General features: G+C 63.1%; 15 protein-coding genes and 2 pseudogenes. 4 read left to right on the top strand and 13 right to left on the bottom strand.

Annotated elements, in window-relative coordinates:
* Nucleotides 1-42 precede the first annotated feature (42 nt).
* From ELH03_RS12145 to ELH03_RS12135, 3 genes and pseudogenes are all read left to right on the top strand, one after another.
* Nucleotides 43-660: pseudogene (locus tag ELH03_RS12145) on the top strand (NAD(P)H-dependent oxidoreductase); the annotation flags it as partial.
* Nucleotides 661-745: 85 nt separating this feature from the next.
* Nucleotides 746-1706 (top strand): annotated as a pseudogene (locus ELH03_RS12140) (acetylxylan esterase).
* Nucleotides 1703-2431 (top strand): esterase family protein, encoded by a 729-nt coding sequence (locus tag ELH03_RS12135; RefSeq protein WP_128405459.1) that lies wholly within the window; start codon nt 1703-1705, stop codon nt 2429-2431. Before ELH03_RS12140 ends, ELH03_RS12135 begins: the two are co-directional and overlap by 4 nt.
* Nucleotides 2432-2447: 16 nt before the next feature.
* Here ELH03_RS12135 and ELH03_RS12130 read toward each other — a convergent pair whose 3' ends face one another.
* The 13 genes from ELH03_RS12130 to ELH03_RS12070 form a co-directional block, all read right to left on the bottom strand.
* Entirely contained in the window at nt 2448-3440 is a 993-nt protein-coding gene (locus ELH03_RS12130; protein WP_128405458.1) for a dihydroxyacetone kinase subunit DhaK, read from the bottom strand.
* Nucleotides 3441-3491: 51 nt separating this feature from the next.
* A complete protein-coding gene (locus ELH03_RS12125; protein WP_003540656.1) occupies nt 3492-3899 on the bottom strand; it encodes a hypothetical protein in 408 nt (135 codons plus the stop codon).
* Between the two features lies 1 nt (nt 3900).
* Nucleotides 3901-5475: a putative PEP-binding protein gene (locus ELH03_RS12120; protein WP_130766331.1), complete on the bottom strand. Its 1575-nt coding sequence runs from the start codon at nt 5473-5475 to the stop codon at nt 3901-3903.
* Entirely contained in the window at nt 5459-5803 is a 345-nt protein-coding gene (locus tag ELH03_RS12115) for an HPr family phosphocarrier protein (protein ID WP_128405456.1), read from the bottom strand. The genes ELH03_RS12120 and ELH03_RS12115 overlap by 17 nt, the downstream gene beginning before the upstream one ends.
* Nucleotides 5803-6201, bottom strand: a complete 399-nt coding sequence (gene dhaM, locus ELH03_RS12110) for a dihydroxyacetone kinase phosphoryl donor subunit DhaM (RefSeq protein WP_128405455.1) — start codon at nt 6199-6201, stop codon at nt 5803-5805. The genes ELH03_RS12115 and dhaM overlap by 1 nt, the downstream gene beginning before the upstream one ends.
* A complete protein-coding gene (dhaL, locus tag ELH03_RS12105) occupies nt 6198-6818 on the bottom strand; it encodes a dihydroxyacetone kinase subunit DhaL (RefSeq protein WP_128405454.1) in 621 nt (206 codons plus the stop codon). The genes dhaM and dhaL overlap by 4 nt, the downstream gene beginning before the upstream one ends.
* Before the next feature lie 46 nt (nt 6819-6864).
* Nucleotides 6865-8508 carry a dihydroxyacetone kinase subunit DhaK gene (locus tag ELH03_RS12100; protein ID WP_130658988.1) on the bottom strand — a complete coding sequence of 548 codons (1644 nt, stop codon included), beginning with the start codon at nt 8506-8508 and terminating at the stop codon, nt 6865-6867.
* A 53-nt stretch (nt 8509-8561) separates the two neighbouring features.
* Nucleotides 8562-9569, bottom strand: coding sequence for an ABC transporter ATP-binding protein (locus tag ELH03_RS12095; protein WP_128405452.1), 1008 nt, complete (start codon nt 9567-9569; stop codon nt 8562-8564).
* On the bottom strand, nt 9562-10659 hold the full coding sequence (locus ELH03_RS12090; RefSeq protein WP_128405451.1) for an ABC transporter ATP-binding protein: 1098 nt from the start codon (nt 10657-10659) through the stop codon (nt 9562-9564). The genes ELH03_RS12095 and ELH03_RS12090 overlap by 8 nt, the downstream gene beginning before the upstream one ends.
* A gap of 3 nt (nt 10660-10662) precedes the next feature.
* Entirely contained in the window at nt 10663-10875 is a 213-nt protein-coding gene (locus ELH03_RS12085) for a hypothetical protein (protein ID WP_128405450.1), read from the bottom strand.
* Nucleotides 10872-11825, bottom strand: a complete 954-nt coding sequence (locus ELH03_RS12080) for a carbohydrate ABC transporter permease (protein WP_128410619.1) — start codon at nt 11823-11825, stop codon at nt 10872-10874. The genes ELH03_RS12085 and ELH03_RS12080 overlap by 4 nt, the downstream gene beginning before the upstream one ends.
* Entirely contained in the window at nt 11822-12790 is a 969-nt protein-coding gene (locus ELH03_RS12075) for a carbohydrate ABC transporter permease (RefSeq protein WP_128405109.1), read from the bottom strand. The genes ELH03_RS12080 and ELH03_RS12075 overlap by 4 nt, the downstream gene beginning before the upstream one ends.
* Nucleotides 12791-12895: 105 nt before the next feature.
* A complete protein-coding gene (locus tag ELH03_RS12070) occupies nt 12896-14221 on the bottom strand; it encodes an ABC transporter substrate-binding protein (protein WP_130658987.1) in 1326 nt (441 codons plus the stop codon).
* Between the two features lie 568 nt (nt 14222-14789).
* Between ELH03_RS12070 and ELH03_RS12060 the strand changes: the two genes are divergently transcribed.
* The gene (locus ELH03_RS12060; RefSeq protein ID WP_128405113.1) at nt 14790-16235 is read left to right on the top strand and encodes an MFS transporter; all 1446 of its coding nucleotides are present in this window, start codon (nt 14790-14792) and stop codon (nt 16233-16235) included.
* Nucleotides 16236-16320: the final 85 nt, after the last annotated feature.

Here is a 16320-nt window from a genome sequence, read left to right as displayed (position 1 = left end):
CCCGGGACTTCCGTCCGCAATCATTCAACAGGAGTTTTCTGCATGCACGCGCTCATCGTCGTCGCGCATCCCGATCCCCAGTCGCTCACCCACGGCGTCGCCACCCATCTTGCCGAAGGTGTCACACTTTCAGATGCCGGCCATTCCGTCGAGTTTGCCGATCTCTCGGCCGAGGGCTTCGATCCCCGGTTCACCGCGGCCGATATCGCTCTGCATCTGAGGAAAGGGGTGCTGCCCGCCGACGTTGCTGCCGAGCAGGCAAGGGTTGACCGCGCCGATGCGCTGGTGCTCGTCTATCCCGTCTACTGGTGGTCGATGCCGGGGCTTATCAAGGGATGGATCGACCGGGTGTTCACCAATGGCTGGGCTTACGACGATCGCCCGGATACCGGGCTGGTGAAGCTGCTTGGCCGCCTACCGGTGCATCTGGTCGGCCTCGGCGGCGCCGATGCCGGGACTTATATGCGGCACGGCTATTTCGGCGCCATGAAGACGCAGATCGATCACGGGATCTTCGACTATTGCGGCGCCCGCGTCGTGACATCGGAGCTGTTGCTCGAAGCCGGACCGGACCATGCGGCCGCCCATCTGGAGACTGCGCGCGCCGTTGGCCACAGGCTCTTCGTCACATCCGGGCGATACGAGGAGACTGACGCCGCTAAAGGTGTCCGAGTGCCGGTAAGGTTTATCGGCTGGGCTAAGGCAGAGTCTTGCGCCGCCGGCCTTTTCACGAGACAAGCCTTGGATGAGTATTCCGACGACCCATCCCTTCGAGTTCGATCCGACCTACGGCATGCAGCTCGAAGAGCTTCTTGCGGTCGATCCGCCCGAGTCCCCTGAGGGTTTCGACGATTTCTGGGAGGCGCGTTATCTCAGGGCGCTGACGGTCGATCCGCAGCCGGTGCTTTCCCGCAGCCGGATCACCCATCCCGACTGGCGTGTGCTCGACCTCGTCTATCTCTCGACCGGCGAGTTTCGGATCGGCGGCTGGCTGCTCCTGCCGCGGGAAGGGCAGGTGCGGCGCGGCCTCGTCGTCGGGCACGGTTACGGCGGGCGGGATCATCCTGATTTCGATCTGCCGGTCAGGGAAACGGCGCTCATATTTCCCTGCTGCCGGGGGCTGTCGCTCAGCGCGCATCCGCCGATCTCCGAGAACCCGTCCTGGCATGTGCTGCACGATATCGACAAGCCGGAGGGCTATATCATCGGCGGCTGCGTCGAGGATATCTGGCTTGCCGTCTCGACGCTTACGTCACTCTATCCCTGGCTTTCAGGGCACATCGGCTATAGCGGCATCAGCTTCGGCGGCGGCGTCGGGGCGATGGCGATCGCCCTACGACGAGCGCATCGATCGCGGCCATCTGGCGCTGCCGAGTTTCGGGCATCAGCCGCTGCGGCTGATGTTACCGAGCGTCGGCAGTGCGGAATCGGTGCAGGAATATCAGGCTGAACATGGAAACGTGCTGGAAACGCTGCGCTTCTACGATGCGGCGACCGCTGCCAGCCGGATCAAGGTGCCGATGCTGACGGCCGTTGCCCTTTTCGATCCTTCCGTCGCGCCGCCCTGTCAGTTCGCCGTCGCAAATGCGATACCAAAATTTAATGAAATCTTCATCCTGGATGCGGGGCATTTCGACTATCCTGGCAGCGCTGAGCAAGAGGCGGTTCTCCGCGACAAGATCGGTCAGTTTTTCAGGGTGCCATGAACCGCGAATATCTGCGCTGGTACAGTCAGCGGCTGCATCGAGACATGGAGATGCTGGTGTTCGGCCATGCCGGCGCCAAGGTTCTGGTTTTCCCGACGCGGGAAGGGCGCTTCTTCGAATATGAGCAACTCGGCCTGGTCGGAAGCCTTGCCGACAAGCTGCAGGCCGGGCAACTTCAACTCTATTGCATCGAGGGCCTGGCGGCCGAGAGCCTCTACGGCTTCCATCGCCATCCGGCCGAACGCATCCGCCGGCATGCCGCTCTGGAGGAGTATATCCTCAACGAGGTGCTGCCGCTGATGGCGGCGAAGAACTCGCACGACTGCACCATCGTGCACGGATGCAGCCTCGGCGCCTTCCAGGCGGCGAGCCTCGTCTTCCGCCATCCGCATCTCTTCCGCAAGCTCGTTGCCTTTTCCGGCCGCTACGACCTGACGATGAAGGTGGAATCCTTCGGCGACTTGTTCGACGGCTATTACGACGACAGCATCTATTTCCACACGCCGGCGCATTTCCTGCCCGGACTTGGCGACGACTGGCGGCTCGACAGGCTGCGTCAGCTCGAGATCGTTCTCACCATCGGCGATGCCGATCCTTTCCTCGACAATAACCGCTATCTCAGCCGGCTGTTGGGCGAGAAGAATGTCGGCCATCAGTTACATGTCTGGGACGGACGCGCCCACCGCGCCGGCGCCTGGCGGAAGATGGCACCGCTTTACATCTGACACCCTAGAGATGCCGTCACGGCCAACGCAAAGCCGCCGTCGCCACCGGCGCGTCCCAGAGCGCAATCTCCTCGTCGGTCAGCAAGGCAAGGGTGACCGACAGTCCCTGCATGTCGAGCGAGGTGACGTAGGTTCCGACCAGTGAGCGCTCGATCGACATGCCTCTTTCCTCGATGAAGCGGCGGGCGCCATTATAGGCGAGGTAGAGTTCGGCGGGCGGCGTGCCGCCGAGGCCGTTGACGAAGAGCAACGCCTTGGTATCAGGCGCTGCCGCGATGTCTCCGGCGATGGTCTCGCAGAGATGGCCGATGATGGTGTCGGAGGCGGCGAAAGGCTGCCTGGCATGGCCAGGCTCACCATGGATGCCGACGCCCATTTCCATTTCGCCGGGTCCGAGCGCAAATGTCGTGCGCTCGGTCTGCGGCACCGTCACGCCGTTCAGCGCCACACCCATCGAGCGGATGCGTGTGTTCAATCTTTCGCCGAGCTGCTTCAACTCGGCCAGCGACATGCCGCGTTCGGCAGCAGCACCCAGGAGCTTTTCGACGATGAGCGTTCCGGCGACGCCGCGCCGGGCACGGTCTTCGCCTGTTCTCGACGTTTCGATATCGTCGCTGACGACGACCATGTCGAGGCTGTGGCGGTCGCCGGCCATCTCGATCGCCATTTCGAAATTCATCAGATCGCCGTCGTAATTCTTGACCACGAGTAGGCAGCCGGCGCCGGTATCGGCCTCCTCGATGGCGGCAATGATCTGGCTCGGTGTCGGCGAGGTGAAGATATGGCCGACGCAGGCGGCATCCAGCATGCCGTGGCCGACGAAGCCGATATGCATCGGCTCATGACCGGCACCGCCGCCGGAGATGAGCGCCACCTTTTCAGGCGTGAGATGCCGGCGGCGGATGCACTTGCGCTCGGGCCCGAACACCACGAAGGCCTCATGGGCGCGCACGAAGCCTTCGACGCTTTCGGCGACCATGGTTTCCGCAGTGTTCATGAACTTCTTCATTAAGCCCCTCCCAAGGCCAAAAGCATTACTTTACGTCAATCAACCCGCTCGTCATTCCGCACCCGATATCGCGACGATTTTCTGCACCAGATCGGAGATCGCCTCCTCCAGCAGGCGGTTTTTCCTGTCGTCGCCGAAGTCGGGCACCATCAGCGACAGGTGCCGCAATTTCTCGGAATGGCCGAGGTCCGGGAGCTTGCCGGGATGGGCGGCCTGATAGGCTTCGAGAAAGCGCTCCTGTTCGGCGGCACTGAAATGGCAGACGCGGACGATGGTGGCCAGATGGCGCGCTGGCAGCGGCGTTGCATAGGTCGGGCTGGTGATCTGGGTGACGAAGCTGCGATGTTTTCCAAGCGCCGTCGCCAGGCGCTGGCGCGTGCCCGATGGCCTGTTGTCGATGATCTGCGCCAGAATGGACTTGTAGGCGATAATGGCGTCTTCGGTGTCTTCGCGCGCCATCCTATTCTCCGGCTGCCCTTGTGCCATCGGCGTTGAGGCCGATGATCGCCGATCTTATCGCGGGACGCCGGGCCGGCGCCACGGAAAAATGTCGCAGGCCGGCGGCGAGCAGCCCCGGCAGATAACCGGGATTGCCGGCCATGTCGCCGCAGATGCTGGTGGGCTTGCCGGCGGCAAGCTTCACCGCCTGGGTAATCAGCCGGAGCACGGCGGGTGCGGCCTTGCTGGCATCGGCGTCGATATCGTCGCGGGCGGAGGCGGCAAGATATTGGGTGAGGTCGTTGGTTCCGAACGAGAAGAACGCCGCCGACCCGAAGGCGTCGAGCATCAAGGCGGCGGCCGGCACCTCGACCATCATGCCGATCGGCGGCATCCGATGGAGCACGGCGCGGCGGCCGAGCTTTTCGGCTTCCTCGCGGAATAGCTCGCGCATCCTGTCGATCTCGTCGGGAAAGGTCACCATCGGCAGCATCACCGACAGCCTGCCGAAGACGGCCGCGCGCAGCAGGGCGCGGGCCTGGACGCGGGCGATTTCCGGGCGGGCAAGCAGCAGCCGGATGCCGCGCAGGCCCGAGGCGGAGAGAGCCGGCAGGTCTTCGAGGCCGGCGAGCGGCTTGTCGCCACCGATATCGAGCATTCTTATGATCACCGGCCTATCGCCCGCCTGTTCCAGCACGCGGCGATAGATCGCCAGCTGGCGCTCCTCGTTGGCGGCATCGGCGATCGAGGTGACTGAAAATTCCGAGCGCATCAGGCCGACGCCTGCCGTTGCCGGATCGAGCGCATCGATCTCGGCGGGATCGTTGATGTTGATGGAAAGCTGGATCGGCACGCCGTCCGCGGTGCGCAGCTCACTGCTGCCGGTTTGCGTGTCGCCGGCGGGCATTTGTGCCGGTGCCGGGATCAGCATGCCGCCCGCCTGCAGGACGACTGCACCGGCGTTGCCATCCACGCGAACGGGATCTCCATCTGCTGCCGAAAAACGACCCGTGCCGACCACCATCGGCACCGATTTCGCCCGGGCAAGCAGGGCGACATGGCCGGCAGTGCTGCCTGCAAACAGCGCGATGCCGCCGCCTTTCGACCAGTCATGGGCGAGAAAGCGGCTCGGCTCCATATCCTTGCCAACGAAGACCGAGCCGGGCGGGAAATCGGCGATCGGGGTGCCGGCCAGCGCCCCGAGCACGCGGTTCTTTATGTCGAGAATATCGACAGCGCGCGCCCGCATCTGTTCCTCGTCGGCCGCTTCGAGTTCACCGATATAGGCGTCGAGGGTGGCGACCCAGGCGAAGACGACGTTCTCGTCGGCCTCCATGCGTGCGCCTGTTGCTTCCGCGATCGTCGGATCGCGCAGCACCTCGATCTGGAAATCGATGATATCGCGGCTTTCGGCATCGGCGCCCTCGGCAAGGCGCTCGAGTTCGCCGATCGAGATGTCGATCGCCTTCTCCAGCGCGCTGTATCCACCGACGGCTCGGGACGCAGGGACGGCGTCCGGCCGCTCGGCCAGAAAGGCCGGGCCGGATGCGATGCCCGGGGATGCACTCTTCGCTTTCAGTCTAAGCGGTTCGGCCATGTTTCTTTTCCTCATCGAAGTTGCGCTCGATGAGTTCCTTCAGCGCGCGGATCGCCTCTTCGGCGAGAATGCCGTCGGCGCGGATCCTGAGAATCGACCCTTTTCGGATTCTCGCGCCCATGATCTTGATGATGCTCTTGCCGTTCAGCCAGACGTCGCTGCCGTTGACAGCGATCTCGATCGAACAGGGGAAGGACTTGGCAAGCCGCGTGAAGGTGACGGAGGGGCGGGCATGCAGCCCGACACCGTGCTTGACTTCCACCTCCGTCTGGTAATTCACGTGCAATGGATCGGGCTCCTGTTTTTCACTACGCAATCCGCTCGTCATCAGGGGGACAGTTCCTCGGCTGTGGCGACGACCTTGGCCAGCGACGCGCCCCCCGACGCCTCGGCGGCGGCGATGACGGCGCCTTCGACCAAAGGCGCGTTGCAGATGGAGACGAGGGCCGCGCGGGGAAGGCCCAGCATTTCGATCGCCATCTCGCTGTTGGTTTCGGCGCCGCCGAGATCGACGAAGACGGCGACGCCGGCATCGGACCAGGCGGCCTCGATGGCTCTCAGGATGCCGCCGGCATCGGTGCCGAGGTCGCCATGGACGTTGCCACCCGACCAGGCGAGCGGCACGCAGTCGCCGACCATCTGCCGCACCATGTCGGCGATCCCCTTTGCCACCAACGGCGAGTGGGAGACGATCACGATACCCACATTTGCGGTCTTTCCATTCATTGCGGACGGTGCTCCCCGAGATAGCGGCAGATCGCCGTGGTCAGCAGCGCGCAGCTCGACGCGCCGGGATCGACATGACCGATGGAGCGATCGCCGAGATAGGCCGCGCGCCCGCGCATTGCCTTCATGTCAGCAGTGCGGTTGGCGGAACGCTCGGCCCTGCGGGCGATGGCGCCGAGCGGCGAGCGGCTGGCGAGTGCCGCATGCACGGGATAGAGCACGTCGAGCAGGGTTTTGTCGCCGGCATGCGCGCGCCCGCGCCGTGCCACGGCGTCGATCGCCTGTTTCAGCACCTGCGAAAAATCGGCCTTTTCATCATTTTTGCGAAGCTCGCGGCCGATCTCCATCAGCAGCGTGCCATAGAGCGGCCCGGCGGCACCGCCGACATTCATCACCAGTGTTAGGCCGATCTTTTCCACGGCGTCGGGAAAGGGCAGGCTGGACAGGCTTTCGCCTTCGGCGCTTACCGCCTCGCAGCCGCGCCGCATATTGGTCCCGTGATCGCCATCGCCGATGGCGCGATCGAGCGCGCAGAGATGATCGCTGTTTGCCGCGATCGTCGCGCGGCACACCTCGATCAATCCTGCCACAAGCACCGGTTCAGCCTGCACTGCCATCCTCCCTGTCGCCGCGCCTCCCGCGGGCTATCAAACGTCTCTTTCGTCAGGCGAGGCTTGCCGCCACGCCGAACGCGCCGGCAACCGCGACGGCGCCGGGATCGGCGACACCCGCCAGATCTCTTTCGCCGACATAGGAGGCGCGTCCGGCTTTCGCCTTCATCATCGTCTTCGTCGACTCCGCACCCGCTGCCGCAGCCCTTGCCGCGGCGGCGACATCGCCGGATGCGAGCGCCTGCAGGGCAGGCGACAACGCATCGACCATCGTCCGGTCGCCGACTCCGGCTCCGCCATAGAACGTCATCCTGTCGAGCCCGGCAAGAAGGGCTGCTGATATATCGGCCTTGTCGGCCATCGCCTTTGCCGCGGCGGTGAAGAAGATCGACAGCAGCACGCCGCTCGATCCGCCCATGCTGGTGCCGAGGATATCGCCGAGCGAGGCAAGCGTTGCCGCCGGCCGATCGAGCGGCAGCGTGTCGAGGCGGGCAAGCACACTGCGGGCGCCTGAGGCCACCGTCGAGCCGGTATCGCCGTCGCCGACGCGGCCATCCAGCCGGTTGAGTTCGCTTTCCTGCGAGATCAGATGCTCGCAGAGCGCTGTGATCAGGCGCCGGTTGCGATCATTTTCTCCGGCCTTGCCATTGGCGCCGTTCAGTCCGGCTGATGTTCTCGGTGCGGCGATGATCTGGATCTCGTGGCGTTCGACGGCCGGCATCCAGGCATGCGGCTCGGCCGCCGCCGTCAGCGCCATCTCGCGCTCGGCGTCCAGCCGGATCAGCGACAGCGAGAAGCCGTTCATGTTGAGCGCGGTCATCATCGGCGCCGGACCGATGATCAGCCGGACGCGGCTGCCAAGCGGCGAGGACAGCACTGCATTGGCGATGACGGTCATTTCGAGCGGCGGCACGGCGCCGAGATTGTTGATCAGGAGGGCATGACTTCCTCCTTCGCGCAACGTCGGCAACAGGCGCGCCACCATGGTGGCGACGATATCGGCGACCGGCTGCAGCATGATGCGCTCGACGCCGGGTTCGCCATGGATGCCGAGGCCGAGTTCGCCTTCGTCCGCGCCGAGACGGTCCTCATGCGCCTGGCCGGGCACGCTGCAGGTGGATAGCGACATGCCGAGCGAGACGATGTTGCCGGCCGCTGCCGCGGCCTGGGCTGCGACCGTCTTCAGATCCTCGTCCCTTTCGGCATGATAACCAGCGATCTTGTGGACGAACAGCGTGCCGGCGACGCCGCGCGGCTGGTTGATGTCGGGGATGGCGATATCGTCGGCGACGATGACCATCTCGACGTCGAAGCCCTCGGCGCGCGCCTTTTCGGCGGCAAGGCCGAAATTCAGCCGGTCGCCGGTATAGTTCTTGACGATCAGCAGGGCGCCCTTCGGGCCGGCAACGGCGCGGATCGCCGTCAGCACGGCATCGACGCTTGGCGAGGCGAAAATTTCGCCGGATACGGCCGCCGTCAGCATGCCCTTGCCGACAAAGCCGGCATGGGAGGGCTCATGGCCGGCGCCGCCGCCGGAGATGATCGCCACCTTCGACTTGTCCCAGTCCGCGCGCAGGATCACCTTGATGTCGGGAAAGCTGTCGAGGCGGGCCAGACGACCATTGCTGCTCGTCAGAAGCAGACCATCCAAGGCCTCGGTGACGATGTTTTCCCTGCGGTTGAAGAAGTGTTTCATCGATTGAGACCCGTCTGTTTGTTTTTCATGCCATCATCATGTCTGTTTGCCGGTCAGGAAAGGCGCTGTCCACTCGCGTCGAAATAAAGCGGATCGCGTAGCGTCAGGCTGATCCGGTCTCCCGGCGCGATCGCCAGATATGGATCCGCAAGTGTGACGAGCTTGTGATTGCCAGCCCTGATGTGCAGATGGTTCTGGTCGCCGAGATGTTCGATCCAGTCGATCTCGGCATTGGCATCCTTGCCGACAATGATGTCGAGATGTTCGGTGCGCGCACCGACGGTTTTGGTGCCCGCGGGCGGCCTGCCGCCCGGCAGCAGGTCGGCCGGCAACAGGTTGATGTGCGGCTGGCCGAGGCGGGCGGCGACGTGCAAGTTGGCGGGATTGCCGTAGATTTCGCGCGGTGTTCCCACTTGCATCAAGCGGCCCTCGGCGACGATGCCGATACGGTCGGCCATGGTCATGGCTTCCACCTGGTCGTGGGTGACATAGAGCAGCGTCGAGCCGAGTTCCTTCTGGATACGCTTCAGCTCCAAGCGCAGTTCGGCGCGCAGCTTGGCGTCGAGCGAGGACAGCGGTTCATCCATCAGATAGATCGCCGGCCGGCGCACCAGTGCCCGGCCGATCGCGACACGCTGCATCTCGCCGCCGGAAAGCCTAGTCGAGCGGTTCTCCAGCTTGTGGTCGATCCGGACCATGCGCGCGACCTCGCGGACGCGACGGTCGATCTCCTCGGCGCTTAGTTTGCGGACCGGCGCCTTCAGCGGGAAGGCGAGGTTCTCGTAAACCGTCATGTGCGGATAGAGCGAATATTGCTGGAAGACGAAGGCGACGTCGCGTTCGGCGGGGGCTTCGGCGGCGACATTGCGGCCGCCGATTTCGATGCGGCCGCTATCGGGCTTTTCGAGGCCGGCGATCAGCCGCAACGTCGTCGTCTTGCCGGCGCCTGTGGGACCGAGCAGCACGACGAACTCGCCGTCGCGGATCGAAAGATCGAGATCGGCCAGAGCCTGGGTGTCGCCAAAGCGCTTGGCGAGGTTCCTGAGGACGACATCAGCCATGCCGGGTCTCCTGATAGAGTGAGGATGGCACCGCGCGGCCCGACGTGCAGTCGAAGAGTGCGAGTTTCGCCGGATTGAACTCCAGGCCGACCCTCTCGCCGATCTGGAAGCTGCGATTGGCGGGAACACGGGCCTTGATCAGGCCGCCTGGGGTTTCCACAGCGACGACCTGGTTGGTGCCGAGATATTCGCTGCCATAGACGGCGCCGCGCAGCGCCGAGGCGTCGCTGAAGCGGATATGCTCCGGCCGCACGCCGAGCGCCAGCTCGCTTTCGACCATGTCCTGGTGGATCTCAGGAACGGTGACGTCGACGCCGTCGAGCAGAATGGAGCGGTCGCCGCTTTTCAGGCCCGAGGTGAAGCGCATGAAGTTCATTGGCGGCGAGCCGATGAAATCGGCGACATACATGGTTGCGGGCTTGGCATAGATCTCCTGCGGCGTGCCGAACTGCTCGATGACGCCATGGTTCATCACGGCGATCTTGTCGGCCATCGCCATCGCCTCGTGCTGGTCATGGGTGACGTAGACGGTGGTCGCGTGGATGCGGTTGTGCAGTTCGCGCAATTCGTGGACCATGATCTCGCGGAACTCGGCGTCGAGCGTGCCGAGCGGCTCGTCCATCAGGAAGCATTTCGGACGCCGGACGATGGCGCGGCCGAGCGCCACGCGCTGCCGGTCGCCGCCGGCAAGGCCCGATACCGAGCGGTTGAGAATATGGTCGATCTGCAGCAGGCGGGCGGTCTCTTCCACGCGTTGACGGATTTCTGCCTTGGCCATGCCCTGCGACAGCAGCGGGAAGCCGATATTCCTACGCACGTTCATATGTGGATAAAGCGCGAAGAGCTGAAAGACGAAGGCGATGTCGCGGGCGCTGGCGCGGTTGAAGGTGACGTCCTCGCCGTCGAGATAGATCTTGCCGCTGCTTGGCAGCTCGAGGCCGGCGATCATGCGCAGCGTGGTGGTCTTGCCGCAGCCGGAAGGCCCGAGCAGCGCCAGGAACTCGCCGTCATGGACGGTGAAGCTGGAATCCTGAACGGCGACGAAACTGCCGAACTCTTTGCGGAGATTTTCGATCCGGATGTCCGCCATGGTTTACTCCGGGAATTTCGAAACGATGATGAACATGACGGTGCCTGCAAGCAGGGTCACCAGCGAATAGGTGTAGAGCACCAGCAGGAAGGGCTGGAACAGCATCAGGAAGCCCAACCCGATCAGCACGGTCGCGATCGTTTCCATCGGGCCGCGGCGCAGGAAGAACGGCCGCTTCGGACGGGCCGGGGCGGGTGTTTCGATCAGATGGCTCATTTGCGGACGGCTCCGAAGGTGATGCCGCGCAGCAGCTGCTTGCGCAAGAGAATGGTGAAGACCAGGATCGGGATCAGGAAGATCGTCGTGCCGGCGGCGACCGCCGGCCAGTCCTGCCCGCCTTCGCCAATGATCGTCGGGATGAAGGGCGGCGCGGTCTGGGCCTCGCCCGAGGTCAGAAGAGCGGCGAAGGCATATTCGTTCCAGGCGAAGATCAGGCAGAAGATTGCGGTTGCGGCAATGCCGGTCGTTGCCTGCGGCAGTACGACCTTGCGGAAGGCCTGCAGGCGAGTATAGCCGTCGATCATCGCCGCTTCCTCGTATTCGCGCGGGATCTCATCGATGAAGCCCTTGAGCAGCCAGACGGCGAGCGAGACGTTGACGGCGGTGTAGAGCAGGATCATGCCCAATGCTGTGTCGGATAGGCCGAGCTCGCGGTACATCAGGTAGATCGGAATGGCGACGGCGATCGGCGGCATCATCCGCGTCGACAGAATGAAGAACAGCAGGTCGTCGGCGAGCGGCACCTTGAAGCGCGAGAAGCCGTAGGCGGCGAGCGTGCCGAGAAAGACGGCGAGGAAGGTCGAGCCGAAGGCGATCACCAGTGAATTGACGAAGCGCGGCATGAAGTTTGACGGGCCGGCGATCACCATGTTGCGCTTGCGCGTCACCTCATCGCAGGTGCCGACCGGCGCCGGCAGCGAGGCGATGTAATCAGGCGTCTGCCGCGTGCGCGTGGTGAACAGATTGCAATAACCTTCGAGCGATGGCGTGAAGACGATCTTGGGGGGATAGCTGATCGAATCCGGCGGCGACTTGATGCTGGTCAGGAAGATCCAGACGAGTGGGATAAGGGTGATCAGCGCATAGATGACGACGATGGTGCCGGCGATGCGCTTGTTGGACAGGCTCGGTTCGACGACCGAATGGGCTGAGTTGGCGGCGCTCATCGTTGCTTCACCTTGTTCAATGCCTTGACGTAGATGTTGGCGAGGCCGAACACCGCGACGAAGAGGACGATGGCGAAGGCCGAGGCCCGGCCGGTCGCCCAGCTTTCGAAGGCGGCGCGTTTCAGCGTGATCGAAGCGACCTCGGTGACCGAGCCTGGTCCGCCGCCGGTGAGCAGCGTCACCATGTCGAACATCTTGAAATTCTCGATGCCGCGAAAGAGCACGGCGAGCATGATGAAGGGCAGAGCCATCGGCACGGTGATCGACCAGAACTGGCGCCACGGCGAGGCGCGGTCGACCTCGGCCGCCTCGTAGATATAGTCGGGGATCGAGCGCAGGCCGGCGAGGCAGATCAGCATCACATAGGGCGTCCACATCCAGGTATCGACGATGATGATCGCCCAGGGCGCCAGCGAGACATTGCCGAGCATCTGGATATCCGACGTCGGGATACCAGACACCATCGACACGGCATAGGCGAAGAGGCCGATCTGCGGCTCGTAGAGGAAGCGCCAGAAATTGCCGACGACGGCGGGCGACAGCATCATCGGGATCAGGATAATCGTCGTCCAGAAGGCATGGCCGCGAAACTTGCGGTCGATCAGATAGGCCAGCGTGAAGCCGATCACCGTCTGCAGCGCGATCGTCCAGAAAACGAAATGCGCGGTGGTCTGCATCGCCTGCCAGATATCGGGATCGTTGAGGACGCGCTGGTAATTTCCAAGGCCGACTCCCTGGACCGGCGCGTTCGGCCGGTTGGCGCGGTAATTGGTGAAGGAGAGATAGACCGCCCAAAGTAGCGGGAAGATGTTGATCGCCAACAGCAGGGTGATGGCAGGCGCGATGAACAGCCAGGCGATGGCCCTGTCGGAGAGGCCGCGGACGCGCCGGGCGACCGAGACGGGCGTCGCCCTTGCTGTCGCATCGGCTGCTTTCTCGACGATCGAGGAAGAGGAAATAGTCAAGTTTTCACCCGGTCTCTTGGGATATGGGAAATTTGGCGGCCCGGCTCGTCTGCCGATCCGGGCCGCCATCCTGCCGAGGATGGCGCGCATCAGGGATGCCACGCGTCAGATCTTGCCGTCGTCCTTGAAGACGTCGCTCCAGTCCTTCACCAGACCGTCGAGCGCTTCCTTGGCGGTGCCGTTGCCGGCGACCACGTAGTTATGGACGCGCTTCTGCATGGCCTGCAGCAGCGAGGCATAGCTCGGCTCGGCCCAGAAATCCTTGACGATCGCCATCGAGTCCAGGAAGGCCTGGGCATAGGGCTGGCTCTTGGCAAAGCCTGGCGCGTTGACGACGGAGTTCAGGCAGGAAAAGCCGCCGAGTTCCCACCATTTGGCCTGCACGTCGGGCTGTGCGAACCACTTGATGTATTGCAGGGCTGCATCGCGCTTGTCGGAGTAGGAGACCACCGAGATGCCCTGGCCGCCGAGCTGGGCGAAGTGCGTCTTTTCAGCCGGATTGGGGAAGAAGCCGATCCTGTCGCCACCGACCTTCTCGTCCTTGTAGAGGCCGGGCCAGGTGAAGGCGAAGTTCATCTGCATGGCGACCTGGCCGGATTTGAAGGCATCGGCGGATTCGACCATGTAGACGTTGGAGCTGCCGGGCGGTGTGCAGCAATCATAAAGCGACTTGTAGAATTCGAGGCCCTTGACCGCGTCGGCCGAGTTGACGAAGCCTTCCATGTCATAGGGCTTCTTCGGGTTCTCGTACTGGAAGCCCCAGTCGTAGAGGACGTTGGTCACGCCCATGGTGATGCCTTCGGAGCCGCGCTCGGTATAGATCGAGGCGCCGTAGACGGTCTTACCGTCGATCTCACGCTTCTGGAAGAACTCGGCGATCTGCTTCAGCTCGTCATAGGTCTTTGGGGCTGCGAGATCCCGACCGTATTTCTCCTTGAATTCCTTTTGCAGTTCCGGCTTCTCGAACCAGTCCTTGCGGTAGGTCCAGCCGACGACGTCGCCCATGGCAGGCAGCGCCCAGTAGTTCGGCGTGTTCTTCGGCCATTCCGAGTAGCCGACGACGGTCGCCGGCACGAAGTCATCCATCTTGATGCCTTCCTTGTCGAAGAAGTCGTTGAGCTTGACATAGTGGCCGTTCTCGGCCGATCCGCCGATCCACTGGCTGTCGCCGATGATGAGATCGCAGAGCTTGCCGTGGGAATTCAGCTCGTTGAGGAAGCGGTCGGCATAACTCGTCCAGGGAACGAATTCGAACTTCATCTGCGTGCCGGTCTTGGCGGTGAATTCTTTCGACAGCTCGACGAGCGCATTGGCGGGGTCCCATGCGGCCCAGCACAGCGTCAATTCATCGGCTTTGGCGAGATTGGGCAATGCCGACGACATGACGAATGCCGTGGCCAGCCCCAAAAGGGCTTTCGATGTTTTCTGCATAAGTTCCTCCCAGAACCAAAAGCCGGCTCCCCGCCGGCGTCGCATGTTCACCCACTTCAGAGAATGCTCACATGAACTCCTCAATCATCATGTTTAGCAATATGTTTAGTGATATCCATTTTTATAAACATTGCAAGCGTCAATCGTTGCTGCAATGCGACAGGTGTGGCGCCACATGGGCGGAGACTTTTGGGATCCGATCTTTTAGTCCGATCTCGAAAATTCTTTGGCGAGCGTACCGATGCAGCGACATCTGGCCTCGCTGCGACATGGATCGCACGGTATGGACTGCGCGCCGCTCCTGTTTTCCCCCGGAGCGGATCAAGCTTGGCCTCGCTTCGGCGGGGCCTTTTTCTTGAATCCTTTCTTGGGATCGATAGCGGCCAGCTATCCGGCTGCATCGGGAATATTCCTACGTAGTGCGAGATTTAGCCTTTCCGCCCGGCTGCAACGAGCGTATTCAGCCAGTGCGCGGCTTTCCATGTCCGTGCTCCCCCGCGCGGCAGATCTCCGATCGACTTCCTTCCCGTTTCCTGTCGCGTCATCCGGAATTTTTATTGGCAGATCGATGACCACGGCAGAGACGAGCGAGAATGGGCAAGAGGCCGCGAGCGGCCGCCAGGCGAAGATCGTGGCGCTGGTCGTTGCCGTTTCCTTCTTCATGCAGATCCTCGACGGTACGATCGTTACCACCTCGTTGCCGCAGATGGCGGCAAGCTTCGGCGTGCAGCCGGTGTCGATGAGCATCGGCATCACTGTCTATATGCTGACGATGGCCGCCTTCATTCCGCTGTCGGGCTGGCTCGGCGACCGGTTCGGTGCGCGCCGCATCTTCCTGATGTCGATTGCCGTCTTTACCGGCGCCTCGCTGTTTTGCGGGCTGTCCGGCAGCCTTGCGGAATTTGTGCTGTGGCGCGCAGTGCAGGGGGCGGGCAGCGCGCTGATGACGCCGGTCGGGCGTATCATCGTGCTGAAAAACGCCCGCAAGTCGGAACTCGTCCAGGCGATCGCGCTGATCACCTGGCCGGCGCTGACGGCGCCGGTGATCGGCCCGGTGCTCGGCGGCTTCATCACCACCTATGCCAGCTGGCACTGGAACTTCCTCATCAATATCCCGATCGGCATTCTCGGCATCGCGCTGGTGCTGCGTTTCGTGCCGGAGCAGCGTGAGACCAATCCCGGCCGGCTGGATCTCATGGGCTTCGTCCTCAGTGCTGCGGGCCTGACCTTCCTGCTCGCCGCCCTCGAACTCTCGGTCAAATGGGAGGGCGGACTTTTGCTCGTCATATCAATGCTGGCGGCGGGCATCGTGCTGTCGGTCATGGCGACGCGGCATTTCTTTGCCGTCGACAACCCGCTGCTCGACCTTTCGGCCTTCCGCATCCAGACCTTCTCGATGTCGACGCTGTCGGCGGGCACCGCTTGCCGGATGGCCATCAATGCAACGCCGTTCTTGCTGCCTCTGCTGTTTCAGCTCGGCTTCGGCCTGAGCTCGATTGCCGCCGGCAGCTATCTGCTCGTCTATTTCCTCGGCAATTTCAGCATGAAGGCGGTGACGACGCCGCTGCTGCGCTTCTTCGGCTTTCGCACCGTGCTTGGGGTCAATGGGCTGATCGCGGCGCTTTCGATCGCCGCCTGTGGTTTCCTTTCGCCGGAGACGCCGCCGTTTTTCATCCATGCGCTACTCTTTCTCGCCGGCCTGTCGCGGTCGATGGAATTCACCGCGCTGAACACGTTGGCCTTCGCCGATATCGGCCCGGCGCAGCGAAGCTCGGCCTCTACGCTGTCGAGCATGCTGCAGCAGGTATCGATGCTGCTCGGCGTGGCGGTGGCGGCGGCCGTGCTCAATATCGGCTCGGCTCTCAGGGGCGCCGACAATCCGGTTCTTGCCGATTTCCGCTGGGCTTTCGTCGTGGTCGGCGCGATCGGCGTCGTCTCGTCGCTGCGCTTCCTGCAATTGCCGGCAGAGGCAGGGGCCGAAGTGTCCGGCCATCGGAAATTCCAGAAAAATTAGCTTATGGGCGGAACCAATCGGGCCGCTCGGCGTTTATGCATCTCATTTCAGGTTCTTCGTTTTCCCATCTCCTTCAGCGGCTTCC

The sequence above is a fragment of the Rhizobium beringeri genome, assembly GCF_004306515.1.
Classification (GTDB): domain Bacteria; phylum Pseudomonadota; class Alphaproteobacteria; order Rhizobiales; family Rhizobiaceae; genus Rhizobium; species Rhizobium beringeri.
The sequence above is the reverse complement of the archived record's forward strand: the minus strand, read 5'-3'. Positions and strand labels throughout refer to the sequence as shown.